General features: G+C 40.0%; 25 protein-coding genes. 22 read left to right on the top strand and 3 right to left on the bottom strand.

The genetic code is table 11. The features are described 5' to 3' along the window. A partial coding sequence (locus GX437_10575) for a hypothetical protein (GenBank protein NLJ08104.1) occupies window positions 1-884 on the bottom strand: 884 nt, incomplete at its 3' end. Window positions 885-975: 91 nt separating this feature from the next. Here GX437_10575 and GX437_10570 point away from each other — a divergent pair. The 4 genes from GX437_10570 (at window position 976) to GX437_10555 (ending at window position 5598) form a co-directional block, all read left to right on the top strand. Continuing rightward, complete coding sequence (locus GX437_10570; GenBank protein NLJ08103.1) at window positions 976-1569, top strand: HD domain-containing protein; 594 nt, start codon at window positions 976-978, stop codon at window positions 1567-1569. Window positions 1570-1578: 9 nt separating this feature from the next. After that, window positions 1579-2175 (top strand): YigZ family protein, encoded by a 597-nt coding sequence (locus GX437_10565; GenBank protein ID NLJ08102.1) that lies wholly within the window; start codon window positions 1579-1581, stop codon window positions 2173-2175. 109 nt (window positions 2176-2284) lie between these two features. Then, entirely contained in the window at window positions 2285-4693 is a 2409-nt protein-coding gene (locus GX437_10560; GenBank protein NLJ08101.1) for a TonB-dependent receptor, read from the top strand. An 11-nt stretch (window positions 4694-4704) separates the two neighbouring features. Further along, entirely contained in the window at window positions 4705-5598 is an 894-nt protein-coding gene (locus GX437_10555; GenBank protein ID NLJ08100.1) for a DUF4249 domain-containing protein, read from the top strand. Window positions 5599-5746: 148 nt separating this feature from the next. Here GX437_10555 and lgt read toward each other — a convergent pair whose 3' ends face one another. Then, entirely contained in the window at window positions 5747-6577 is an 831-nt protein-coding gene (lgt, locus tag GX437_10550; protein ID NLJ08099.1) for a prolipoprotein diacylglyceryl transferase, read from the bottom strand. Between the two features lie 550 nt (window positions 6578-7127). On the opposite strand from lgt, the gene GX437_10545 reads away from it, so the two are divergent. From GX437_10545 to GX437_10460, 18 genes are all read left to right on the top strand, one after another. Continuing rightward, window positions 7128-7433, top strand: coding sequence for a helix-turn-helix transcriptional regulator (locus tag GX437_10545; GenBank protein NLJ08098.1), 306 nt, complete (start codon window positions 7128-7130; stop codon window positions 7431-7433). A gap of 96 nt (window positions 7434-7529) precedes the next feature. Continuing rightward, entirely contained in the window at window positions 7530-9983 is a 2454-nt protein-coding gene (locus GX437_10540; GenBank protein ID NLJ08097.1) for a hypothetical protein, read from the top strand. 2 nt (window positions 9984-9985) lie between these two features. Further along, complete coding sequence (locus GX437_10535) at window positions 9986-11326, top strand: alginate export family protein (protein NLJ08096.1); 1341 nt, start codon at window positions 9986-9988, stop codon at window positions 11324-11326. 17 nt (window positions 11327-11343) lie between these two features. Next, window positions 11344-11670 carry a carboxymuconolactone decarboxylase family protein gene (locus GX437_10530; protein NLJ08095.1) on the top strand — a complete coding sequence of 109 codons (327 nt, stop codon included), beginning with the start codon at window positions 11344-11346 and terminating at the stop codon, window positions 11668-11670. Between the two features lie 6 nt (window positions 11671-11676). Continuing rightward, window positions 11677-11922: a thioredoxin family protein gene (locus GX437_10525; GenBank protein ID NLJ08094.1), complete on the top strand. Its 246-nt coding sequence runs from the start codon at window positions 11677-11679 to the stop codon at window positions 11920-11922. After that, the gene (locus GX437_10520) at window positions 11919-12128 is read left to right on the top strand and encodes a hypothetical protein (protein NLJ08093.1); all 210 of its coding nucleotides are present in this window, start codon (window positions 11919-11921) and stop codon (window positions 12126-12128) included. The genes GX437_10525 and GX437_10520 overlap by 4 nt, the downstream gene beginning before the upstream one ends. A gap of 73 nt (window positions 12129-12201) precedes the next feature. Continuing rightward, window positions 12202-12504 (top strand): helix-turn-helix transcriptional regulator, encoded by a 303-nt coding sequence (locus GX437_10515; GenBank protein ID NLJ08092.1) that lies wholly within the window; start codon window positions 12202-12204, stop codon window positions 12502-12504. Window positions 12505-12553: 49 nt separating this feature from the next. Next, window positions 12554-13195: a formylmethanofuran dehydrogenase gene (locus GX437_10510; GenBank protein NLJ08091.1), complete on the top strand. Its 642-nt coding sequence runs from the start codon at window positions 12554-12556 to the stop codon at window positions 13193-13195. A gap of 3 nt (window positions 13196-13198) precedes the next feature. Then, window positions 13199-13951, top strand: coding sequence for a sulfite exporter TauE/SafE family protein (locus GX437_10505; protein ID NLJ08090.1), 753 nt, complete (start codon window positions 13199-13201; stop codon window positions 13949-13951). A gap of 23 nt (window positions 13952-13974) precedes the next feature. Further along, window positions 13975-14577: a tRNA CCA-pyrophosphorylase gene (locus GX437_10500; protein NLJ08089.1), complete on the top strand. Its 603-nt coding sequence runs from the start codon at window positions 13975-13977 to the stop codon at window positions 14575-14577. Window positions 14578-14638: 61 nt separating this feature from the next. Next, window positions 14639-15535 (top strand): cation transporter, encoded by an 897-nt coding sequence (locus tag GX437_10495; GenBank protein NLJ08088.1) that lies wholly within the window; start codon window positions 14639-14641, stop codon window positions 15533-15535. Between the two features lie 4 nt (window positions 15536-15539). Next, window positions 15540-16313, top strand: coding sequence for a DUF169 domain-containing protein (locus GX437_10490; GenBank protein ID NLJ08087.1), 774 nt, complete (start codon window positions 15540-15542; stop codon window positions 16311-16313). A gap of 12 nt (window positions 16314-16325) precedes the next feature. Continuing rightward, a complete protein-coding gene (locus tag GX437_10485) occupies window positions 16326-16715 on the top strand; it encodes a CoA-binding protein (GenBank protein ID NLJ08086.1) in 390 nt (129 codons plus the stop codon). Window positions 16716-16727: 12 nt separating this feature from the next. Next, on the top strand, window positions 16728-17513 hold the full coding sequence (locus GX437_10480) for an NAD(P)-binding domain-containing protein (protein NLJ08085.1): 786 nt from the start codon (window positions 16728-16730) through the stop codon (window positions 17511-17513). Window positions 17514-17515: 2 nt separating this feature from the next. After that, window positions 17516-17917 (top strand): OsmC family protein, encoded by a 402-nt coding sequence (locus GX437_10475; protein NLJ08084.1) that lies wholly within the window; start codon window positions 17516-17518, stop codon window positions 17915-17917. 19 nt (window positions 17918-17936) lie between these two features. Further along, a complete protein-coding gene (locus GX437_10470) occupies window positions 17937-18287 on the top strand; it encodes a hypothetical protein (GenBank protein NLJ08083.1) in 351 nt (116 codons plus the stop codon). Continuing rightward, window positions 18284-18733, top strand: a complete 450-nt coding sequence (locus GX437_10465; protein NLJ08082.1) for a rhodanese-like domain-containing protein — start codon at window positions 18284-18286, stop codon at window positions 18731-18733. Before GX437_10470 ends, GX437_10465 begins: the two co-directional genes overlap by 4 nt. A 32-nt stretch (window positions 18734-18765) precedes the next feature. Then, a complete protein-coding gene (locus GX437_10460; GenBank protein ID NLJ08081.1) occupies window positions 18766-19215 on the top strand; it encodes a thioredoxin family protein in 450 nt (149 codons plus the stop codon). Between the two features lie 78 nt (window positions 19216-19293). Here GX437_10460 and GX437_10455 read toward each other — a convergent pair. After that, a partial coding sequence (locus tag GX437_10455) for a PKD domain-containing protein (GenBank protein NLJ08080.1) occupies window positions 19294-24933 on the bottom strand: 5640 nt, incomplete at its 5' end.

Genomic DNA, 24933 nt, shown 5'->3' with positions numbered 1-24933 from the left:
GTCTTATCACTCCAGTCAATTTTTGGTCTCTGATTAAAGTTTTCATCAAAATCATCGGAAGATTTGTGAAGGACAAGGGGTAAAGCAAAATAAAAAGTACTGCCCACATGAAGTTTAGATTCCAGATAAAGTTTACCACCCAACAATTCAGAAAGGCTCTTACAAATGGCAAGTCCTACTCCTGTTCCCCGCCTGCTGCGGAAGTCCTGGGTTTGCACCTGTCCGAATTTTTCAAAAATTAGTTTCTGATCATCCTCACTGATACCAATACCTGTATCTTTCACAAAAAACTCAATTTGTTCGTTTTTGAGGATGCGGTATCCAAATTCAACATATCCTTCATGGGTAAATTTTATGGCATTGCTGATCAGATTGGACAAAACCTGTTTCAAACGGTAGGGGTCAGTTTCGATTACCAGATTCTGATACCCGGCAGGTGTGGTGAGTTTGAGATCGAGAATTTTTTCAGGCGCTCTGATAATATTGTCATTAAACGAGACAAGCAGTTCATGAAGTAGCTGATTTACCTGACATTCTGAAATAACAATTTCAAGTTGCTGTGCTTCAATCTTTGCAATATCAATGATATCGTCAATGAGTTGAAGGAGATGATTGGCATTTGATTTAATAATTTCGAGATACTCTTTCATGAGTGACTTATCAAAGCTGAATTCAATATCTGTCAATAAATCACTAAAGCCAAGAATGGCATTCATGGGAGTTCGGATTTCGTGCGACATATTGGCCAAAAAAGCGGATTTCAGTTTTTCCGATTCCTGCGCTCTCCTCTCCGCTTCAATCAGGTGTGCTTTTAAAATCCTGTTTTCGGCTTCAAGTTGCTGAATTCTCTCTGATAACTCTTGCTGATTCTTTTCAAATGTCATTATTTTTGCAACTAAAATGAATTTTTTTGAATTTCAAAAGTCGTACTTTTCATTTTAAAGCAATCAAGTATTTTTAACAAAATCGCCAATTATGTGGATGTCAGGAGACAAAGCAGATATAAGTCCTGAAACAGAGAAAATAGCAGAAAAGCTTATTCTTAAATATTTTCCGGAAGGGACCATAGCCAACGAAATGTATTTTAAGCATGTAAGAGCCGTGTGCAGAAAAGCTTTTAAAATCGCAGAAAAACTGAATCTTTCAGGCATTGATAAAGAAAAGCTCTACCTGAGCTGTATGTTTCATGATATAGGGATTGTGCATACCTTTGCCCCTGATATTGGCTGTTTTGGAAAACATCCCTACCTCAGCCATGCTTACCTTGGAAGGGAAATACTTGAAAAAGAAGGATTTACTGATATTGCACCTATCTGTGAAAACCACGTAGGTGTTGGCATCACTGCTACTGAAATAGCTGAAAAAAAGTTGCCGCTTCCGCTTAAAGATATAGGGCCTCAGACACTGGTGGAAAAAATAGTCTGTATTGCCGATAAATTTTTCTCAAAAAGCAGGGACAATCTTGAAAAAGAATTACCTCTGGAAGTTGTCAGAAAAAAAATGGCTAAACTTGGTGAGGATAAGCTGATCATTTTCAATGAATTATTGAAAGAATTAAAGATCGATTAACACAATAAGTTGGCATATCATACCATTCATAATGAAGTAACAGGAGAATACAAAGAAAAAGGGAGCCGTTTCCTCGCTTACGTCAAACACATTGAAAATGAACAGGAAGCAGAAGAATACATCACCCAACTCCGGAAACTCCATCATAAAGCCAGGCATGTCTGCTATGCCTATAAAACCGGTTTTCAAAACCCTGTTATCCGGATAAATGATGATGGTGAGCCTGTTCACACTGCCGGTCAGCCAATTTTAAATCAGCTCAGCAAATATCAGCTGACACAGGTAGTAGCCGCTGTGGTTCGCTACTTTGGGGGCATATTACTGGGAAAAGGTGGACTCATCAGGGCATACGGACAGGCAGTTGAAAACGCACTTGTAAATGCGAAAATAATTGAATGCAAACACTTTGTATTTTTTACTTTTCAAACCGGATTTGAAAAATATGCTATCCTTCAGGAAAAACTCCGTCAGTTCGGTGCAGAATTTACTTCAGCAGATTTCAGTGATACCTGCTCTTTTACCATCAGGGCAGCTGAAGAAAATGCCGGTAAAATAAAAGCTTTTTTAAGTGAAAACAAAATTAACATCATTGAAAAGCAGCCATAACAGTATCTTTGCCGTATCATGAAATATACCATGCAATAAAAATTTCCGTTAATCAGCAACCAAATACCATTGTTTGTAGTCTTTTGCAATTGAGTTAAACAATCAGTACATGAAGTATAAATCAGGAATCATTTCGAGGAAAATTCTCTCTAAAGAATTCATTTTCATTCTTTTATTATCAACATTACTCTGTCAGCCCCTTTTATCACAGAAATATACGATCAGTGGCTACATTACGGATAATGAAAGCGGGGAAAAGCTTATCGGAGCCAATATTTTCGAGAAATACAAGCTTCAGGGAACTACCTCGAATGCTTATGGATTTTACAGTCTGACATTGCCTGCTGACACCTATACGCTCGTGTTCAGTTATCTGGGTTATTCAACTGAATTAAGAAGTATTACACTCAAATCGAATCTGACGTTGAATATAGGCATGAAGCCCGGCATAGAACTCAGTGAGGTTGAAATTGTAGGAGAGCAAACCGACAGAATAGAAGAATCCTCTCAGATGAGCATTGTAAAAATTCCGGTAGCACAAATCAAGTCAATTCCTGCCATGTTCGGTGAGGTTGATGTGTTGAAAGCCCTGCAGTTACTGCCAGGGATACAATCAGGTATGGAAGGTTCGAGCGGATTATATGTCCGTGGAGGTGGCCCCGACCAGAACCTGATTCTTCTTGATGGTACACCCGTCTATAACGCCTCTCACCTGTTCGGCTTTTTCTCAGTTTTCAATGCCGATGCCATTAAAAATGTCGAACTGATCAAGGGAGGCTTTCCTGCCCGTTATGGAGGAAGATTATCATCCGTCATCGACATATCCATGAAAGAAGGCGACCAGCGGAAATACCATGTTCAGGGCTCTTTAGGACTGATAGCCTCAAAAATCACAGTGGAAGGTCCTATTGTTAAAGATCGTACCTCCTTCATTATCAGTGCCAGAAGAACATACCTTGATATTATTGCCCAACCCATTATCCGGCTGGCTACCAGCGGAGACCAGCGAATCACTGCCGGCTATTATTTTTACGACTTCAATGCAAAAATCAACCACCGGTTGACTGATAAAGACCATCTTTACTTATCTGTTTATCAGGGGGATGACAAATTCTATCTCAACTCAAAACCAAGAAGCTATCTGTTTGACGGAGTGCTTTACACCGAGCAGTTCAAGGCCAATCTCGGCTGGGGAAATATCACCACTGCTTTGAGGTGGAACCATCAGTTCAACCACAAACTCTTCAGTAACACCACCCTCACCTACAGCCGTTATCAGTTTAAAGTGGGGAATGAAGAGCAGTATTTTTCGCAAGTCGGCAGTAAAGTGGAAGAAGAGTCATATATTATCCGTTATTTTTCAGGGATAAACGATATTGCCGGCAAAATTGATTTCGACTATCTCCCCTCTCCCAATCATTATATCAAATTTGGCATCAGCCATATTTATCATAGTTTTCATCCGGGCGTATCAGCCTTTAAGATTAACATCACCAATGTAGTAAACATTGACAGTACAATAGGGGCAAAAAATGTCTATGCCCACGAATCAGCCATTTATATTGAAGATGATGTAAAGCTGACAGCCAACCTGAAAGCTAATCTCGGTCTTCATTACTCTGCATTTTATGTCAACAACAAGCTTTATCACCGTCCGCAGCCCCGTCTTTCGGTCAGATATCTTTTTGCCGATAATTGGTCGTTCAAGGCTTCTTATGTTCATATGCAGCAATACATTCATTTATTGACCAATACAACCATCGGACTTCCAACCGATTTATGGGTTCCGGCAACAGGGAAAATTCTTCCTCAAAATTCACAGCAATTTGCAGCCGGAGTTGCTTCCACCCTGAGAGAGAAATACTCATTCAGCGTAGAAGGATATTACAAAACCATGAACAACCTGATCGAATACCGTGACGGAGCTACCTGGCTCAACACCTCAGCCGACTGGCAGGATAAAGTGGAAATGGGGAAAGGCTGGTCGTACGGCATGGAAGTATTTGCAGAAAAAAAATCAGGGAAAACAACAGGATGGATTGGCTATACCCTGAGCTGGACAATGCGTCAGTTCGACAACATCAATTTTGGAGAGCCTTATCCTTACAAATACGACAGAAGGCACGATATTTCAGTGGTCGTAGCACATAAGTTCAACAAACAGTTTGACATAGGAGTTACCTGGGTCTATGGCACCGGAAATGCCCTGACCCTTCCTGTCATGCGTGCCATGGCACAAACTGATTACTACTATCCCGGCTACTACAGCGAAATTGAATATTTTGAAAAGAAAAATGATTTCAGAATGGCAGCCTATCACCGGCTTGATTTCAGTGCCAACTGGAATTTTCATGTGGGCAGTGCTGACGCCACACTGAATCTCAGCGTCTATAACTGTTACAGCCGCAGAAATCCGTTCTTTTATTATTTCGGATATGATAATTATGGCCACCGTGTTTTGTACCGGGTCAGCCTCTTCCCTGTCATTCCGGCTCTGAGTATTAATTTTAAATTTTAAACACATTTGTCATGAAAAATATCAGCTTGTTTATCGTTATTGTTTTAATTATCAGTAATTTACATTTTTCCTGTACCAAAGTTGAAGACATAGTGGATTTTCCGATAAAAGACCCGAAACTCACCTTAAACTGCTATTTTCATCCCGATTCGGTGTGGGCTTTCAGTGTCAGCAGAAGCTTATCGGTCATTGACAATGCCAATCTCAGCATGGTTACCGATGCCACCGTTAAACTTTATGAAAACAATAACTTACTGGCAACCCTCACATCGGCAGCTGCCGACCAGAGATATTATTTTTACGGATCTAAGCCGGAACCCGGAAATGAATACAAAATTGAAATTTCTCATCCGAAATATAAATCCATCAGCGCAGTTGAAACCGTTCCTCAGGCCATTAATTTCAATGTTGAAAAATTCAAAATAGTCGATTCTTCTACTTACTACGATTACTGGCTTCAAAAAAGTGTCGGAACATTAAAAGCCTCTGTCAATATCAGGCTTTCTGACCCCAAAGGAGAAAAAAACTATTACAGGTTTATATGCTACTATTACGACAGTATTTATGGAGGTGTCATTAATCAGGTCTGGCTGGAAAGCGAAAACATTTCGGTCGAGAAAAAATATCCCAATGGCCTGCTTTTCAGCGATAAATACTTTGACGGGAACAGCTATGAAATGAATTTTAAGTTTGAAGATTATTCCTTTTTTTCCGGAAAAACATATTATTTCGTGCTTGAAAGCATGAATGCCGCCCGTTTTAATTATGAAAAATCAATTTATCTCTATTGGGATTCAGAGGGAAATCCATTTTCCGAACCTGTTCAGGTGTATAATAATATCGACAACGGCTACGGAATCTTTGCCGCATTCAACTCAAAGCTGCTGAAATATTACGTTAAGTAATGAGTGATGAGTGATGCGTGTCGGGTTGCGGGTATCGGTATTTTCTGAAAACTGCCTCCATTTAGCAAAGAAGTTTTGAAGAATTCAGCTAAAAGGCCATTAAATAAAAATATCTGCCATATAAGAATAAACCTGGTTCTATTATAAATTATTCTTTTTCAGTCTCTTGCTGAACTGCCGGATTTTTTTTGATGTTAAAATAGATCAGAAGACCAATACCAAGTAATATAAATGGGATGCTGAGTAGTTGTCCCAGATTTAAGACAAGATTGTTCTCGTAGGCTACCTGGTTTTCTTTCAGAAATTCAATCAGAAAACGAATGGTAAAAAGTGCTATGAGAAAAACACTGAAAATCACGCCTTCTTTAGGTTTTCTGCTTTTTTTCAGGTAGTACCAAAAGAGTACAAAAAATAAAGCCAGATAGGATAAAGCTTCATATAGCTGGGAAGGATGATGAGGACCTGTAATACCAAACTCTTCAAGCTTTTTAAAGACAAAGCCCCAGGGAAGTGTGGTCGGTTTGCCAATAATTTCAGAGTTCATCAGGTTACCTAAACGTATCCAGAAACCGGCAAGTGCCACCACTATGACGATACGGTCTATTATCCAGAAAAATCTGAATTCTTTATATTTCCTTGAAAAAAGACAAATGGCGATCAGAATGGCCACAGCAGCTCCATGACTGGCAAGCCCTCCTTCCCAAACTTTCAGTATTTGCAAAGGATACTTTAAATAATAATCAGGCTCGTAAATCAGACAATGACCAAGACGGGCACCTACTATGGTGGCAACCAGCATATAAATAGTCAGATTATCGAGCAATTTGACATCTTTTCCCTCTTTTTTCATCATTCTTTCAATGATGATATAGCCCAGATAAAAAGCCACCACGAAAAACAAACCATACCAACGGATATGAATTCGTGAATGAGGAAAAATTTCCGGCTCAACATTCCAGATGACATATAACAGATTCATTTCGGCTGATTTTATTCAATTCTCCTGACCGGCAAAGGTATTGTATTTTTGTTTTCCGTCTTAAACGTATCCGGGCAGGTTCATTCTAAATTCACCTGCTTTTTATTTTTACCAGTTTAAACTGCCGGATGCCGTTCATGTTTACAAAATAAATCCCTTCTGCCAACTGACTGATATTCAAATCTATAAATCCTGAATCTTCTGTTTTAAATGATGTTAACACCTTTTCATTTAAATTACCTTACCCCTTCAATTAACCGGATATTTTTTCTTAATCAGACAATTTCAATTTATTCCCTCTTAAAAAAAATTATGAAAATTTATTTGGTGGTATAAAAATTCATTTCGTTATTTTGCGAAATGATAAAATGAGTTAAAAAAAACAAAGCAATCAGAATGAGCATCAAAATACACATAACAGATTGTCCAAAGTGCAAAACACCGGAAAAACTGACAATTGAATTAGTAATCAATAATTGTTTTGATGCTGAAATAAGTGAGCTGGTTTCTTCAAATATTGAAATTAAAAAGTTAATTGAAAAACATATCTATGGCTAAAAAAATAGAATTTTCACAAGACATTGTTGAGATCGCAAAATTTGCGAAGGCAATGAGTCATCCGGTTAGAGCATACATATTGAAAAAATTATCTGAGATGGATACCTGTTGTTACAGTGGTAATCTGGTTGAAGAACTACCCATTGGCAGATCCGCATTGTCCCAACATTTAAAGGAACTGAAATATGCAGGTTTAATACAAGGTGAAACCGAGCCTCCTTATATCAAATATTGTATTAACAGGGAAAATTTTGAAAAGGCATACAAATTATGCCATGATTTCTTTGGTCATGAATAAAAACATGAATAAATTATCTGGAAAGAGCTGGCAGAAAATATTGATTATGAGAATTTTAAAAACAAATAAATCAACAACACTTAAAATATTATTGCAATGAAAGTAATTAAAAAGAATCTGCTTGTCATTATTACGATTGTTTTGCTGGCATTTTTGTTTGGGATGGTTTTTCTGAACAAAACTGATCGCAGAACATTGAATGTTAACAGAAATGTAATCACCAAATCAGGTGTCTGTCCGCCATTTTATCTTTTTACGGAAGATGGGGATACGATAAATCCTGTTACCGGTAAAAATGCTGATAAACCCTACTCTCCCAGGCAAACCTGCGGGAAATGCCATGATTACGATAAAATAACGCAAGGTTTTCATTTTCAGCAGGGTGCTGATGAAAAAGCAGGCGGTACCTATGCCGACCGCTATCAATGGGTTTCGCATCCTGGCAACTACGGAGGCAACTGGTGTTCACCGGCACCTCTGTACAACTATCTTTCACCAAAGGAAAATAAATCGGCAAAGGAGATGGACATGACCTCTTTTACTTTTATTACCAATGGTTGTGGCACCTGTCATCCGGGTGGTGGGCCTTTTGAATTTGACCGGAACGGAAAACGCTACGACAAGGAAATGGAAAGACTGGGATACGTAGCCGGAGGAGATAATAATTTCGATGGCGATTATTACAAGGCACACTGGAACCGAAGCGGGGTTGCTGAAGCCGATTGTGAACTGTGCCATCTGCCCGAATACGATTTCAAAGAACGAAACAAACATCTGCTTAACTGGAATTTCCGGTGGATGGCTACTGCCGGAAGCGGCCTCGCCAAAGTGGAAGGTTCCGTAAAAGATTCTGTAGATGTGAAAGTTGTTTATGATGTTAATAAATTTGACAAGGACGGAAAAGTATCCTTACATCTGGTGCGTGAACCCAGAAATGAAACCTGCCTAAACTGCCATTCCAAACCTCAATGGAAGAAAAGAGGAGCTTCTTTTACTGCAAATACTGATGTGCATATCGCAAAAGGTCTTAAATGTGTTGATTGCCATGCATCAGGCAGTATGGCTGTTTCCGATAAAATCAAAGGCAAGGAGGTTCACCAGTTCGGTAAGGGTGATGACCCTTCGGGGATGGTTCGCAATGACCTCGATAACACCATGCGTACCTGTAATGACTGCCACCTGACCGGCTACCTGAATGCCCCGATAGCCAAACATTCATGGCTCCCTTCCTTCCATCTTGAAGAACTTTCCTGTCAGGCATGCCATATTCCGGAACGAAAAGTAAAATCGGCACTGGTTCAGGTAAGTGATGTCTATAATACGGGAACTAAAATTAAACCTCCGACAAAATACATCTGGACATTCTACGACCAGAATATGAATTACTGGAACCATTATGGTGAACTGGAAATGTTCACGGCCAAAGACCAGCCCACAGATCCATTTTTTCCACAATATGCTGAATACAAGGAGCAGATTTTCCCGGTAAATCCTGTTCACAGCGCCTGGCCCGGAATATATACCGAAGGCAAAAAAGGCTTAAACCAGCCCAAAATGAAAGACATTTACGATATGTGGGTAGCTCATAAGCAGGACAAAACAAAATATCCGGAATTGTCGGTTATAAAAGACGATAATCATGATAGCATTCCCGAAGTTAACCGTCCCGAAGAGATTGATGCTTTTATTAAATCCGTAACCGGTTATCTCACCCAAAAGGGCTATGACCTGAAAGGGAGGCAAATCGTTTGGGTGAACAACGATAAGATGTATTTTAACAGCAAAGAGTTTAAAATGCTTGAAAAGGAGGAGTATGAATCCTCACCCTATGCTTCGGTTTACAAGTACAGCCATGATGTCTTTCCCGCAAAAGCAGGTCTGGGTGCAAAAGGCTGTGTGGAATGCCATTCTCTCAACTCAAACATGTTTTATGCTCAGGTGGTAAAATATCCCTTTGGTGAAGATGGTAAGCCGGTTACTGAACCACAGTATAAACGACTGGGAATGAATGGATTTTTTGTTTTTCTTTCAGCCATCAGAGAACAGTATATCAAAACCATCGAAATACCGGTAATTTTATATCTGATTTTACTTATCCTGCTTTCGGTGTTATTGTCTCTTAATGCGAAATATGAATATCTTAAGATAAATCAATCAGGGCTTTGGGTTATTTATGTTTTGATGTCGGCTGCCTTTTTATTGATTTACCTGAAACCCGATCTCAATTCCTACATCCTTCCCGAAAGACTATGGTTCGATAAAAACCACTTCCCTTTCAGTATGATAGCCTTTTTAACAGGTATTTTCGTTTTTCTAAAGCTGAAAAAAACAGGAGAAGTCAAAGGAAACACAGCTAAAATACTACTCACTTTACTAATCATCACTGCCATCTCAGGATTTTTCATGCTGATTAAATTTGAAGCCATCGAAGATATTGTAAAAATTGCTTACACCTTGTTCGATGTTACCATTGTGTTGACAGGAATGGTTGCTATCTTTTATTTCGTCAGGATGCAGTTTGAAAAATTAAGTAGCGGACAGGATTCGTAAGAATGAAACAAAAAGTCCTCATAATATTGGGTATTATCTTTTTGTCAATTGGATTTTCCTATGGGCAGAAAGACAGCATCAAGGTAAAATTTGACCTTTCGGTGCGATACCGCTTTGAGCTTTGGGATGGAATGAATGCTAAAAATTATGGGGATAATAGCATTAACGCTATTGGAAAACTGGATGATAAACTGCTGTATCAACGAATTATTCCAGGTGTTACTGTTGATTTTACGAAAAAAATAACGGCAGCAGCACATCTGCAGGATTCAAGGGCGTTCGGGTGGTCGCTGCGCAACAGCGAATATCCTGATTTATTCAAGGTTAAGAAAGCCGGAACCACAACACCTTATTACAAAATGAATCCCGGTGAAGAGTTCTTCGAAATTTATGATCTCTTCATAGAATACAGGAAAATACTGCCGAATACAACTTCTAAACTGGGCAGGCAAAAAATCTTTTATGGCGACCATCATATCTTCGGTCCTGGTGATTGGGGAAATACTGGCCGCTGGACATGGGATGCATTGAAAATCAGTTGGAAAAAAGATAAAAAAACGTTGGATATTTTTGCCGGAGGAACCAAAATTCATGACCCTGAAAAATTATCTCTGCCTTTTACCCAAACCGAGTTTTGGGGAGGTGGCATTTATGGCCATTTCCCCATAAAAAAATTGCTTTATTTCGAACCCTTTTATGCTCTTAAAACCCAGGGATCTGCCGATTATATCAAAGATCAGGATATTTTTAGGAATTGGCTGGGATTCAGAGCAGTTAACCCCGATTCAAGTGCACTGATTTGGGATTTTACCCTTGCAAAAGCGTTTGGTAATGATAACGGAAAAACAATAGATGCATACGGACTGTTTGCCAAGCTCGGTTATCAGTTCCATGATTTATGGGCAAAACCAATTATCAGTATCAGAGAATCTTACGCTTCAGGGGGAAAAAAAACGGATTCAAAAATCAGGACTTTTGAACCAGCCTTTGGTGCCAGTGATAAATACTACGGCTGGATGAATATTATGCAGTGGTCGAACCTGGACGACAGGGAATTTGTGCTTGAACTTTTTCCGGTTAAGAAAATGTGGGTGGAAATAAAGTATAACTGGTTTTATATTCCCGTACCCGATGATGTTAAAGTGCTTAATACAATGATTTTACAGGATGGGAAGCATCATCTGGGCGATGAGTTTAACACTTTTATCCGTTGGCAGGCTTTTAAACATTGGCAGTTTGTTGCAGTATTCGGCTATTTTTGGCCAAAAGAAATTAAAAATATTAACAATAAGCCTCCTGAAAATGCTTCATGGATGGCCTTACAGCTTTTATTCACAATTTAATCTTAAAATGATTCGTTATGGAAAACAGAAAATCACCCATGGAGCTATTAAAGGAATTTGCTCCTGAATTTGCAAAGAATCAAATGGATGCAAAAGCATTGCTGTTTGAAAATGAAAAATATCAGGCGGTTCCCAAAAAGTACAAATTGCTGGCAGGAATTGCTGCTGCAGCCGTTTTAAACTCGGATACCTGTGTGAGAATGTGGGTAAAGCAGGCAAAAGAGGCAGGCGTTACCAACCAGGAAATTACTGAAGCCATCATGGTAGCACGTTATATGAAGCAGGCTGTGGTAAACGATACTGTGGCAAATACATTAGCTTTACTTTCCGAAGACAAAATCTGAAAAGTTATGCATGAAATAAAAGTCCCGGGAACCGGCTGTGTCAACTGTATTAAACTCGAAAAGTTATGCAATGAAGTGGTAGCTGAAAACAAATGGGCGGCTGACATCGAAAAAATCAGTTCCTATGAAGAATTTGAAAAATATGGTATCTGGTTGACTCCGGGCCTGGTGGTGAACGGTAAAGTCCTTGTTCAGGGTAAAATACCAACAAAATCAACATTATATCATTGGCTTAAAAATGCAATAGAATGAAAATCAATTATTTTTCAACAATAATTTGCCCGTTTTGCGGTCATGGTGAAACCTTGAAAATGGCAGACGATTTCTGCCAGTATTTCTATGAATGCCCGGCCTGCAAATCACTTTTAAAGCCAAAACCAGGCGATTGTTGTGTTTTTTGCTCTTACGGAGATGTACCCTGTCCTCCGGTTCAGAAAACACAACGATGTTGCGGTTAATTAATTTTTTAAAAAAAATTTGGTAGGTACTAAAAGTATTTCATAATTTTGCGAAATAATTAAATACTGAAAAATGACTCAAACTAAAGAATTAACGGAAGATGTTGTAAAGATTGCTGAGTTTGCCAAAGCCATGAGCCATCCTGTAAGGGTTTATATTCTGAAAAAACTTTCGGGAATGAATGCCTGCTGTTACAGTGGAGATATTGCCGAAGAACTTCAAATCGGGCGTAGCGGTCTTTCGCAACACCTCAAGGAGTTGAAACATGCCGGATTGATTCAGGGCCATGTTAAAAAACCTTTCATTAAATATTGCATTAACAGGGAAAACTGGGCGATAGCCAAAACCATGTTTTCTGATTTATTTGAACAATAATTTTTTTACCTTAAATTTCATAATTTTACGAAATACTAAATTACTAAAAATGAAAAATTCAAACATTCAAATTCCGGATTGGGCATTCGAATTTCATGGGCATCATTGTCCATTTATGCCCATTGGTTTCCGCATGGGAAGCCTCGCTTTGAAAAAGTTAGGCGTGGAACGTAGTTTCGACCATGAAATGCACATTTTTTCAGAAATGGGTGTTGGTCATCCGCAAACCTGCATGCAGGACGGATTGATGATAGCTACCGGAGCCACTTTTGGCAAAAGCATGATAGATAAACTTTTTTATGGAAAAATTGCAGCCACTTTCTGGTACCCCGGAATAAAGGGTGCCGTAAGAATCTATCTGAAAAATGAATTTCAGGATAACCTGGCACCCCATGAGTTCTTTAAATATCGCAAACAAGGCATTGAACCATCGCAAATTCCCGATGAGGTTTGTTGGGATATAATTAACATAGTTCTTAACGCTTCAGATGAGGAGTTGTTTGAAGTTAAAACACTTCCCGAATTCACCTATAAACCTGTGAAAGGCTCTTTTGCAAAAGCAAAATGTGAAGTTTGCGGGGAATATGTGTTTGAACGCTATTTGAGAGTGAAAGATGGAAAACATGTGTGCATTCCCTGTTCCGGCCATGAGCCTGACGAAAAAGTATTTTATTATCCCGTAATAAAATAAGCAATGTTAGTAATTGTAGCCATTATCATAGCCATTGCTTCCTTCATCTTTGCCATGCTTGGGTTGGGTGGCGGAATGGTATATGTTCCGGTTCTCCACTGGATGGGATACGACATGAAAGAGGTAGCCATACCGCTGGGATTATTGCTTAACGGATTGAACACGGCATTGGTGCTTATCCCTTTTGCCCGTAAAAAATTAGTGGATTGGAAAGGTGGCGCTATCATGGCAGCCACGGCTTTACTGGCTTCACCCATTGGTGCCATGACCAGCAGCCATGTTCCTGTTCAGACACTGAAAATATTGTTTGCAGTCATGGTTGTTGCAGCCGCCTTGCGAACCTTGTGGGCATCGAAACAGGCAGAGCCGGAAAACATGATGAGCATGAGAAAAAGAAGTGTCATTGGTTTTTTTGTTGGAGGATTTGCCGGTTTTATCGGAGGCATGCTGGGACTTGGCGGAGGCTTTATTATTGCCCCTATCCTGATGATGATGGGTTATAAAACCAAGGAAGCTGCAGCAACAACGGCTTTTGTGGTTACTTTCTCCTCCTTCTCGGGCTACCTTGGCCATGTTTCTCAGGGGCAAATGAATTGGGGGCTTACAGCCGCTGTTGTGGCTGCTGTCATTGTTGGCTCACAGTTGGGTGGAAGGTATATGACCCAAAAAGCAAAATCAAAAGAGGTGAAGATTGTGTATGCAGTGGTTCTGCTTTTGATTGCTGCTAAAATGGTCTTTGAAGTAATGAATAAATAATTGTAAACTTAAAATTGAATAAAATGATTGATCCAAAAGAATGGCTCGAATTCGGGCAAAAATTTCACGGGCACAAATGCCCCGCCATGCCAATGGGACTAAGAGTTGGCGCTGCTGCTATGAATGCTTTAGGCGTTGAACGGGCAAAAGACGGACAACTGGTTGCTTTTGTTGATCTGGGTGATGACCATTGTGCAACCTGCTATGGAGACGGGTTGCAGGTTATCATGGGGACAACCTTTGGAAAAGGGAACATAAAAAAGACCCACAAAGGAAAATGGGCTGTAACTGTGGTTGACAGGGCAACGGGAAGAGCTGTGCGTGTAACTCCTAAGGCAGAGGCAATGCTGAACAATAAAAAATCAAAATTCTTCACCGATTATCGCATGTTGGGTAAACCGGCAAGTACTGTTCCTGCCGAAATTATTGACCCATTGGTTGATGGAGTAATGAACGCACCTGAAGATATGCTATTGACCGTTTCACCAGTTTTTGAATACAAGCTGGAAGCTAAAAAAGACAGCTTCGATGGTTTTGTTTGCGAAGAATGTGGCGAAATGACCGTGATGGAATATGGCCGCATCAAAGGCGACAAAAAGGTTTGTATAGACTGTGCAGCAAAATAATGAACAGATTGGGGTAGTTTGAAAATTCTCAAATTACCCCTTTTAGTTTAAAGACCAGAATATGGAACATCAGCACTCACATACAAAGCTCAGCAGTCTTAACAGGGCTTTTATTTTTGGCATTATCATTAACCTTTTGTATGTGGTGATAGAATTTGGTGCAGGTGTGTATTATAATTCCCTTTCCTTAATTTCAGATGCCGGTCATAACCTTACGGATGTGGCCTCACTGGCTCTGGCTATGATAGCATTCAGGTTGGCAAAAGTTAAATCAAATAATAAATTTACCTATGGGTACTTGAAATCTACTATCCTGGTGTCGTTGGTCAATTCGGTAGTGTTATTTATTGTTATTGGCGGTATTTTATGGGAGAGTTTCAACAGGCTTCATCATCCGGTATCGGTTGAAGGTCTTCCCATTTCGATTGTTGCAGGTGTCGGAATTGTTATCAATTTTACTTCAGCATTTTTATTTTTCCGGGAGAAAGACAATGACCTGAATGTAAAAGGAGCTTACCTGCATTTAATGGCAGATGCTGCTGTTTCAATGGGAGTGGTTATTTCAGGGGGGCTGATTTACTTTTTTCATATCAACTGGCTTGACCTGGTTATGAGCCTCATCATTGTTCTGGTAATTTTCTATTCAACATGGACACTTTTTAAAGACAGTCTTATTCTTACACTCGATGGTGTGCCTAAAGGTATTAACCTGCAGGAAGTAATTTCAGAAATCAGAAAAGTTGATGGAGTAATTGATGTTCACCATTTGCACGTTTGGGCAATGAGCACAACTCAAAATGCCATGACAGCGCATATTATTATTTCTGCGGATACATCTATGGAACAGCAAAACATCCTGAAACAAAAAATAAAACACGAGTTGGAACACGTTAATATTCATCATGCAACCCTCGAATTTGAAACTGAAGATGAATATTGCGATGATACATTAATTTAAAAAAATGGAAATGAGAAACATACAAACTGCTTCGGAAGAAGTTGAACAAATACTTGGCTTAACAAGCTCAATGGTGGGAGTAAAATTCATTTTTGCAGAAGAAAATATTCCTGTAAAAGTTGAGAAATTAAGCGGGCACCGCTATTGTCAGGCATTGATGAAAGCCCGGCATGGGAAACATGTAATTCTCGATGCAGAAGGTATTGCCTGTCCGGCTGCCGCGGCCGCTTTTGGATTTAAGCCACTACCTGATGGACTGAAAACAGGAAAAGGACTGGTAGGCTTTGGTATTGTAAGCAAGGAAGAAACAGACAAAAATATGTTTGAAGGCATGACCACGTTACCGCAAGGAAAACTAAAAGCATTGTATTTATTTCCATTGGAAACAGCGGAAATTGAGCCCGATATTGTGGTAGTGGAAGACGAAACCGAAAAACTGATGTGGCTTGCGCTTGCCAATCTGAACATAAAAGGCGGACAACGAGTTGAAAGCAGCACGGCAATATTACAGGCAACTTGCGTTGATGCAACCACAATTCCATATATTCAACAAAAATTTAATATGAGCATGGGCTGTTACGGTTGTCGCGATGCCACAGATATTTGCCCGAATGAAACAGTTTTGGGTTTTCCGTTCAAAGACTTTGCAGCAATTGCCGAAAACATTGAATTTCTACACCAAAAGGCCATTCCAAACTCTCGTAGCAAAAATGCATTGGCCATGCTGAAGCGTAAAGAGGCTGAGCAATTAAGCACAAAAGATCCTTTTCAACAATAAAACTTAAAATGTATGAATGCTAATGAAATATTAAAAATCAGGAAAAACTTTGCCATCATTGGTGTTTCGCAGGATGAAACAAAATACAGTTATGAGGTTTTTCACCTGATGAAAGAACATCACTACACTGTTTTTCCGGTAAATCCCCGCTACAGTGAAATTGCAGGGCATAAGTGCTATCCTTCAGTGGAACTTATCCCTGAAAAGGTGGAAGTAATCATGCTGATTATGGCTCCTCACAATACTGACAAAATGCTTGACAATTTAGCAGGGTTTAAAGATGCCATTTTTTGGTTTCCACCCGATTGCTTCTCAGAAAAAACCCTTGATAAAGCAGAACAAATGGGATTGAATTACATCTTCGACAAATGTCCAGTTGGTTTACTGAAAGGTTTTAATTAAAATCACAACATTATGGATACCAAAGACATAAATATCAGTTTTATAGGTGCCGGCAGGATTACCGGCATTATACTCCGTGCGTGGGAACAGCAAAACATGGATTTTAAAAATGTGGCCGTATATGACCATGATTTTGATAAAGCTAAAGGACTAAGTCAGCAATTCTCACAGGTAAATGCTGTTGAAACAATCAGTGAAGCAGTGAAATCAAGTCATGTACTTTATCTTGCACTTCATCCGCCTGTTTTCGGGGATGTTTTAAATGAGATAAAACCGTTCAATTCAGAAAATGCTTTGGTGATTTCACTGGCGCCAAAAGTAAGAATTGCAAAAATTCAGGAGATGATTGGAAAAAAACTGGCTGTCGCCAGGGTCATTCCAAATGCTCCATCGGTGATTGGTAAAGGATACAATGTGTATGCCCTATCCGGAGAAGTGCAAGAGGAACAATCTGCCATTTTACAAACATTGTTTGAACCACTGGGAACATTAAAAGCAGTAGAAGAACCCTTGCTTGAATCTTATGCCACAATAACCGGGATGGGACCCACCTATTTATGGTTTCTCTTTCAGGAATTTTATCAACATGCTCTAAAATTCGGACTCACGGAAAAGGACGCTGCTCAGGCCGTCAACGCTATGATTCATGGGACTTCTGAAACACTCTTTCATTCAGGGTTGAGTTATGAACAGGTGCTTGACCTTATTCCTGCTTATCCATTTAAACCTCAGGAAGAAAATATCAAAACCATTTATGCTGAGTCATTAAGTAATCTTTTTAACAAACTAAGCCAATAAAAATGCTCGAATACGAAATATCAGCTACAGTTATACCACACGGTGATGCCAAAGCCACAGCCAATCAATACGAACTTCGTTTTGATGCAACATCGGGTCGTGATGAGGTTTTACCTAATCCCGCTGAATTGTTGCTGACTGCCGTGGCTGCCTGTTTACTTAAAAATGTACAACGCTATTCGGAAATTCTTAAAATCCCATATCGTAAGGCAAGTGTAAGCGTATTCGGAATACGGAATGATCATCCGCCTTTTATGAAAGAAATTACCTATATGCTCGAAGTGGATACAGATGCCGGTGAAAAAACAATACAGAACTGGCATAAAAACATCCTGAAATTCGGAACTATCAGCAACACCATTGCCAGAGCCTGCGATTTCAAAGGTGAAATGAAGAAAATGTAAACCCAATAAAAAGAATATCATGGAAAATGTAAAATTTCAAATCGTAAGTTGCAGCGGGGCTTCCAATACCGGTAAGTTTGCCGATGAAACAGCCCGCATATTAATGAGTAATGGTGATGCAAAAATGCTGTGCCTTGCCCGTTTCAGCATTGACAAACATTTTGCTGAAACCACCAAAGGAGAAATAACCAGACTGGTTGTTCTCGATGGATGTCCTATAGATTGTGCAAAGAAGACCATGCTTGAAAACGGCATTGAGAATTTCTTACATATCCACACCACCGATTATGGTATTGTAAAAGGTCAGACACCTTTCAGTAAAGAAAAAGCAATAGAAATTGTTGAACACATTAAAGAAATGGTATCATGATGAAAACTATTGAAAAGCCTTTATTTCAGGAATTCCACATTGATGGAGTAAAACACATATCCCCTGCCGATGCTTATGAATTATTAATAGCAAAACAGGCTGTTCTGATTGATGTCAGAGAAGAATTTGAAATCAGTTTTGAAAATGTTCCTATTGAGAATGTTCTGTATCATCCCATGTCGGTTATCATGGAGAGGTTGCCATATATTTCAAAGAACCAGAACATTATTTTAGCCTGTCCGGGTGGTGTCAGAAGTTCAAAAGTAGCCAATCTGATGAACAGGGAAGGTTATCCGGATGTAGCTAATCTCGATGGAGGTTATTCCAAATGGAAATCGCTTGGTTTGCCAATGCAGATTAATCTCAAACCTGATAAAACAGACAGCAGTTGTGGCTGCGGTTGTGTGGCTTCATCTCCCTGTGATACGGAAGGAGGATGTTGTTAATGAACATTTAGTAACCAATTAAAATTAAATATATGACCATTAATTTCAGAAAAGCATTAATTCTTGTTTTTATCTCAGGAAGCCTTTGGGTCTTAGGTTGCAGCAATAAGCAAGACTCCTCAGGCAATAAGGAAGTTACTCAAACAACGGGACAAAAGACACAACAGACAGTTGTAGCTCCGGAAGATTCTACAGTGAAATACAAGGTAACTTTTATTGAATTAGGCTCAGTGCGCTGTATCCCATGCCAGCAAATGCAACCTATTATGAAGGCAATAAAGGAAAAATTTGCAGGACAGGTCAATGTCATCTTTTATGATGTCTGGACACCTGAAGGGAAAAAATATGCTGATATTTATCAGATTCAAGTCATTCCTGTTCAGGTTTTTTTAGATGAGAACGGCAATGAGTTTTTCCGACACGAAGGTTTTTTCCCGCAGGAAGAGATTGAAAAAATACTGAAATCAAAGGGAGTGAATTAAAATCTAAAGTAACTGAAAATACATATATTGTATTTTTGTTTTCCTCTTTAAACGTATCCGGGCAGGTTCATTCTAAATTCACCTGCTTTTTATTTTCACCAGTTTAAACTGCCGGATGCCGTTTATGTTTACAAAATAAATACCTTCTGCCAACTGACTGATATTCAAATCTATAAATTCTGAATTTTCTGCTTTTTCCGATTTTAAAACCTTTCCGTTTAAATCACTGATTTCAACTTCCATCCTTTCCATCACCCTGTCTGCTGTTATCCTGACAAACTGATTGGCCGGATTGGGATATACGGCTATTCTTATGTCGTTTGGCAGATTTTCTATGGAAACATTATGAATAAAGGTAATGACTATGGAATCCGCATCTTCACAATTGTTTAACATGGCTCTTACCCAGAACAAGGTTGGATGATCCAGCCCGATTCCGTTTGTATCTACCACTATACTTTCAGTCGTATCGTTGTTCGACCAGAGATATTTATCATATCCGCTGCCGGCATGCAAGACAATCGACTGGTTGTGGTATAGCGTTGTGTCTCTTCCAAGATTCACAACCGGGCTTTGCCTGACCACCACTGCCTTTTCCATCGTGTCTGCACAATCATTTTCATTCAGCACAACAAGACTGACCGGATAAATTCCTGATTGACTGTAAGAAAAAACCGGATTTTTATCGCCTGACGTTTGACTGTTCCCAAAAGACCATAAATACCTGAGATTCCCACTGCCGGTGGAGTTGTTTGTGGCCTTGAAATGATTTTCTTTCAAACATTGATTGGTGTCTTCTATGCTAAAATCAGCCACTGGCATCGGAAAAACATATACTTTTTGTGTTACCGTGTCGCGACAACCATTGGAGGAGGTTACAATATGCGTTACTGTAAAGGTCTTTGCCATTGCATAGGTATGTGCCGGATCCTTCTGTGTACTCGTTTTCCCATCCCCAAAATACCAGATATAATTGGTTATACTTCCTGATGCGGTTTTTGAATCATCTGAAAACTGAAATACATGATTCCTGATACATTGTGACGTATCATTTACCGTCATTCCGGCAACTGGCTGAGGTATGACTTCTACCATCTTTGTGGATGTATCCGTACAACCTTTGTCGCTTATTACCTTTAATAGTATCTTAAATGTACCGGTTGTCTTGTATTTGTGCTGTGGATTTACCTGATCTATACTATCGCCATCACCAAAGTACCAATTATGATGAACAATACTCCCTGATGAAATATATGAATGGTTATCCATATAAAATAAATTACTCTCAAGACACTGAGGATTAACACCTTGTGTAAAATATGATACCGGACTGGGATGAACACTCACCTGCCTGACCAGTGTGTCCTTGCATCCGTTTCCGGATGTCGTAATCAGCATTGGTTTGAAAATACCCTCGCTGGTATAGGAATAAACCGGAGAGCTTACCGTACTGGTATTATTGTCCCCGAAATTCCAGTAACTTGTAAATGTCCCGTATGGAATGGACGAAGTATTGGTAAACACAAATGTATTTGATTTAAAACATTGCTCTGAATCATTGATGGTAAACGATGGGTTGGCTTGCGGATAAAGATGAACATTTTTGCTGATACTGTCTTTGCATCCAAAATTAGATGTGGCTATGAGCTTTACGGCAAATGTCCCGTCTTTTGTATAACTTTTTACCGGAGAAACTGCCGTGCTGACTGTATTATCTCCAAAATTCCAGCTGCTTGTAAGTGAACCTGATGATATTCCACTCATATTGTTGAACTCAAATCTGTTCCCTTTCAGACACTGATCGCTGTCATTGATTAGAAAGGCTGCCTGTGGTTTTGGCCTTACATATACATTTTTTGTCATGCTGTCCAAACAACCAAAATTTGACTTCGTTACCAGCTTGACTGAATAAACACCCGCTGTCTGATAGTTTTTTGACGGGGAGGTCTGGGTCGAACCGCTGTTGTCTCCGAAATCCCAGGTACTGGTCAAAGTCCCGGATGAAACCGAGGATTGGTTGGTAAAAATGAAACTATTGATAATATTACATTGTGAGCTGTCGTTTATCGAAAAAACAGTTACAGGATTGGGATATACAATGACCATTCGGCTGAAACTGTCAGAACATCCATAATCAGATGTTGTTGTCAGCTTCATCACATAAGTCCCCGCAGATGCATATGATTTTACAGGTGAAACATTCGTAGAAGTCGTATTATCGCCAAAGTTCCAGAAACTGGTAAATGTACCGGCACTGATGGTAGTCTGGTTGTTCGTTTTAAAAACATTCTGACTGTAACATTGAGCCGTATCGCTTATAAACTGAAACTGCGTACTGGGATGTGGATTTACATGTATTGTCTTATCAATGCTGTCTATACATCCTGTATTGGTGGTGGTTATCAGCCTCACCTGATAATTCCCCGCTGAATTATACGAATGTGAAGGATTCGCTGCTGTTGAGGTGGTGTTGTCTCCGAATTTCCATAAACTTGTAAAAGTCCCTGACGAAAATGTAGTCGCATTGGTAAATGAAAACATATTCCCATGCAGGCAAAGTGAGGTGTCACTGACACTGAAATCGCTTGTCTGATTGGGCTTTAAATAAACATTCCTGCTGAAACTATCCGGACAACCATAAGCAGACGTGACAACCAGTTTTACCAGATAGGTGTCAACCCCCTGATAACTGTGTGATGGCGATGCAGCGGATGATGTGCTATTATCACCAAAATTCCAGAAACTGCTAAAGCTACCACTGCCTATGGTGGAAGTATTCGTAAACACAAAATTATTCCCTTTCAAACACTGAAAAGTATCATTCAAGCTAAATCCTGCCACCGGAACAGGATAAAAAATAATGTTGCTCCTGATGGCTGTATCGTTCTGACGGTAATTGTCATTATATGTGCCATTGAAATAGGAAGTGTACACTTTTAATACATAAGATGTCCCCATGCTGAAGGTATAGCTGCCAAGGATCAGGTCAACACTGTTGCCGGTTGTCAGACTACCGTTCCAGACATAGGGCGTTTGCATCACCCCGTTTACCGACCAGCGAATTGTGTCACTGGTCAGGGTAGTAGTTCCGTAGTTTCTGAGTGTTACTTTAACCTGCTGAACGGTCTTACAATAAGGTGCCGATGGCGAAATAATGCCGGATATCCCTGCATCATATTGAAAATTAGTATAAATCAAACGGTAACCTGCAGGATTTTGAGCTACTGAGGGATACGTCTTTCCACCAATGTTCAGTCCGCTGGCCGGTATCAATGCATCAACCGTGTCGAATAAAACTGCAGTGCCGGGGATATCGTAGGTAACCCATATATAACTCTGCCCTGTGGGTAAGTTAAAATTAAGTGCAGTGAAAGTTACAGTATCACCCGATAATGTCTTGGTCGTACCCACCTGAACGGAATTTGAAAAGGTAGTACTCGTTGTAAAATACAGCTTAACATTTGAAACATCACTGTTGGCGGTATTCTTCGCTACTACTTTTACCTGATTCAGGGGAAGTGTTCCGGCTGTACCAATAACATTCAGGTCTATCCTTAATACAGGATTATCATTTGAGTAGCGATAAACCATGTCGGTGGAAGGTTGGGAAATGGTAAGGCTATTCAGGGTTTTTAACGGCTCAGTAATCCTTATTTTTCCTGCCGGAGAAGTAATGGAAGGGACTTTGATGCAGCTTATTCCTCCTGAATCCCATTTGATCTGGGTGCATTTTGCATCAAGATAATGCCCAACGGTGGCAGAAAATTTAACATCAAAAGTAAGCCAGAAATATACGGTACCCGTGTCGAGCAACTGGTTACCAGAAATGGTGAAGGCAGAAGAAGGTGTTGTACTGGTACTGTCGAACAACTTATTGGTATTAAACACAGGACTGTTCCCGGTATAATAGACTTTGGCTGTTCCGGTAATATCCGCAAAACTGAAAACACCGGCAGTATCAAACGAAAACTGTGTAACTTTAGCATAGGGTGCTCCTCCCACAGTACTTATCTTGATACCGATAATCATTTTGTTCTTGGTTCCGGCAGGAGTAGCTGAAGTATCCGGCTGTATGGTAGTGGCTGAGGTAATGATGACAGGCTGATCAAGAATTTTTGAAACAAAACCGTCTTCCTGCGATGAATAGGTAGTTTGATAGGTTCCACTGGTTGCAATTCCGGAAGTTGAAAAGGTCAGACCACCAATATAAATATTTCCTGACTGGTCAATTTCATGACAATAAATCAGATCCTGCTGATTACCACCAAAATAAGAGCACCATTTACGGGAACCATTCAGTCCGAATTTAACAATAATACCATCCTGAGTACCTCCGGCATAAACAGATTTATAACTACCCGAAGTAGCAAGCCCGGCAGAAGCGGAGGCTGAATCTATGTATCCCGTTGAAATCAGGTCTTTGGATGGTGATAGCGAAAGAGTCGTCAGAATATCGGAGCCTGATCCTCCGAAATAGGTTCCCCATACCCTACTGCAATTTTTGGTAAATTTAGCAAGAAAGGCATCATAAGTCCCTCCAGCGTATGATGTCTGAAATGCCCCGCTTGTGGTGAAAGAGGAAGTTGAAGCAGTAAAACCTGATACATACACATTTCCGGAATCATCTGCCGTAATTCCTCTCCCGTAATCGTTACCGCTATCTCCGTAATAAGTAGCCCACTTAAGGGCAGAACCCGTGCTGTTAAACTTGGCAATAAATGCATCATAAGTACCGACAGCCCCTCCAAAACTTGTCTGATAGGCGTTGGTGGTAGCTATTCCGACTGAAGACTGGCAGCTTCCGGTGATATAAACATAGTTGCTGTCGTCCACATAGATAGCGTCTCCTTCATCATGGCTGGCCTGATTGCCCCCACGGTTGCCACCGTAATAAGTTCCCCAGATTAAGGATCCGGAAGGGCTGAATTTTGCGACAAAAGCATCATTATACGCATTTCCAGTACCTGAGGCAGAGTTCTGTGCCTGATAACATCCGCTTGTTGTGATGGTCTGACAACTACTGACACAGTTGGCACTGCCGGTAATGTAAATATTTCCGCTTTTATCAAAAGCAATGGTATTGTTAAAGGTATGATCGTTTCCTCCTGAGCCGTAATAGGTTCCCCATTGTCTTACTCCTGAGGAATTGAATTTGACCAGAAAAGGGTTGTGATAGCTGGAGCTTGGCCTCGAAGTCTGAAAAGCTCCTGAAGTAGCAATTCCTGAAGTGGATTCTGTACATCCGGCCACATAGGAATCACCGTTTTTACTGGTTTTAATGCAATTCCCCTGATCATTTGAAGTTCCCCCATAATAAGTTGCCCATACCCGTGTACCTGTAGAAGTTAACTTAGCCACAAAAGCATCGCCACCCCAGTTGTAATGAGCTGTACCGCCTCCATAAGTAGTCATATGTGCACCCGAGGTGGCCATATTGCTGGTTGAGGTCGTCTCTCCTGTAATATACACATTACCCAGAGAATCATAAGACACTCCGTTAACCTTGTCTCTGCCGCTGTCTCCGTAATAAGTTGACCAGATAACATCCGGAATCGGGTCGATAATTAAGGTATGATTGGTATTATACTTTCCTGAAAAAGTATAAAATCCATCGGGAGTTAACCGGTATTCCAGTGCAACAGACTTTTGAGTCTCTTTTTCATAAGTATTTGGAATGCTTTCAGTTATATAACCATGAATGGTACTGATAGCAATTTT

Source organism: Sphingobacteriales bacterium (assembly GCA_012517435.1).
Lineage (GTDB): Bacteria > Bacteroidota > Bacteroidia > CAILMK01 > JAAYUY01 > JAAYUY01.
The sequence above is the reverse complement of the archived record's forward strand: the minus strand, read 5'-3'. Positions and strand labels throughout refer to the sequence as shown.

Bases quoted from the DNA above. Each gene is read 5' to 3' on its own strand.
- GX437_10480 (NLJ08085.1), top strand. From the start codon at position 16,728: ATGGATACCAAAGACATAAATATCAGTTTTATAGGTGCCGGCAGGATT.
- GX437_10530 (NLJ08095.1), top strand. From the start codon at position 11,344: ATGGAAAACAGAAAATCACCCATGGAGCTATTAAAGGAATTTGCTCCT.
- GX437_10545 (NLJ08098.1), top strand. From the start codon at position 7,128: ATGGCTAAAAAAATAGAATTTTCACAAGACATTGTTGAGATCGCAAAA.
- GX437_10520 (NLJ08093.1), top strand. From the start codon at position 11,919: ATGAAAATCAATTATTTTTCAACAATAATTTGCCCGTTTTGCGGTCAT.
- GX437_10540 (NLJ08097.1), top strand. From the start codon at position 7,530: ATGAAAGTAATTAAAAAGAATCTGCTTGTCATTATTACGATTGTTTTG.
- GX437_10505 (NLJ08090.1), top strand. From the start codon at position 13,199: ATGTTAGTAATTGTAGCCATTATCATAGCCATTGCTTCCTTCATCTTT.
- GX437_10485 (NLJ08086.1), top strand. From the start codon at position 16,326: ATGAATGCTAATGAAATATTAAAAATCAGGAAAAACTTTGCCATCATT.
- GX437_10490 (NLJ08087.1), top strand. From the start codon at position 15,540: ATGGAAATGAGAAACATACAAACTGCTTCGGAAGAAGTTGAACAAATA.
- GX437_10495 (NLJ08088.1), top strand. From the start codon at position 14,639: ATGGAACATCAGCACTCACATACAAAGCTCAGCAGTCTTAACAGGGCT.
- GX437_10515 (NLJ08092.1), top strand. From the start codon at position 12,202: ATGACTCAAACTAAAGAATTAACGGAAGATGTTGTAAAGATTGCTGAG.
- GX437_10535 (NLJ08096.1), top strand. From the start codon at position 9,986: ATGAAACAAAAAGTCCTCATAATATTGGGTATTATCTTTTTGTCAATT.
- GX437_10475 (NLJ08084.1), top strand. From the start codon at position 17,516: ATGCTCGAATACGAAATATCAGCTACAGTTATACCACACGGTGATGCC.
- lgt (NLJ08099.1), bottom strand. From the start codon at position 6,577: ATGAATCTGTTATATGTCATCTGGAATGTTGAGCCGGAAATTTTTCCT.
- GX437_10560 (NLJ08101.1), top strand. From the start codon at position 2,285: ATGAAGTATAAATCAGGAATCATTTCGAGGAAAATTCTCTCTAAAGAA.
- GX437_10465 (NLJ08082.1), top strand. From the start codon at position 18,284: ATGATGAAAACTATTGAAAAGCCTTTATTTCAGGAATTCCACATTGAT.
- GX437_10460 (NLJ08081.1), top strand. From the start codon at position 18,766: ATGACCATTAATTTCAGAAAAGCATTAATTCTTGTTTTTATCTCAGGA.
- GX437_10510 (NLJ08091.1), top strand. From the start codon at position 12,554: ATGAAAAATTCAAACATTCAAATTCCGGATTGGGCATTCGAATTTCAT.
- GX437_10570 (NLJ08103.1), top strand. From the start codon at position 976: ATGTGGATGTCAGGAGACAAAGCAGATATAAGTCCTGAAACAGAGAAA.
- GX437_10525 (NLJ08094.1), top strand. From the start codon at position 11,677: ATGCATGAAATAAAAGTCCCGGGAACCGGCTGTGTCAACTGTATTAAA.
- GX437_10555 (NLJ08100.1), top strand. From the start codon at position 4,705: ATGAAAAATATCAGCTTGTTTATCGTTATTGTTTTAATTATCAGTAAT.
- GX437_10500 (NLJ08089.1), top strand. From the start codon at position 13,975: ATGATTGATCCAAAAGAATGGCTCGAATTCGGGCAAAAATTTCACGGG.
- GX437_10470 (NLJ08083.1), top strand. From the start codon at position 17,937: ATGGAAAATGTAAAATTTCAAATCGTAAGTTGCAGCGGGGCTTCCAAT.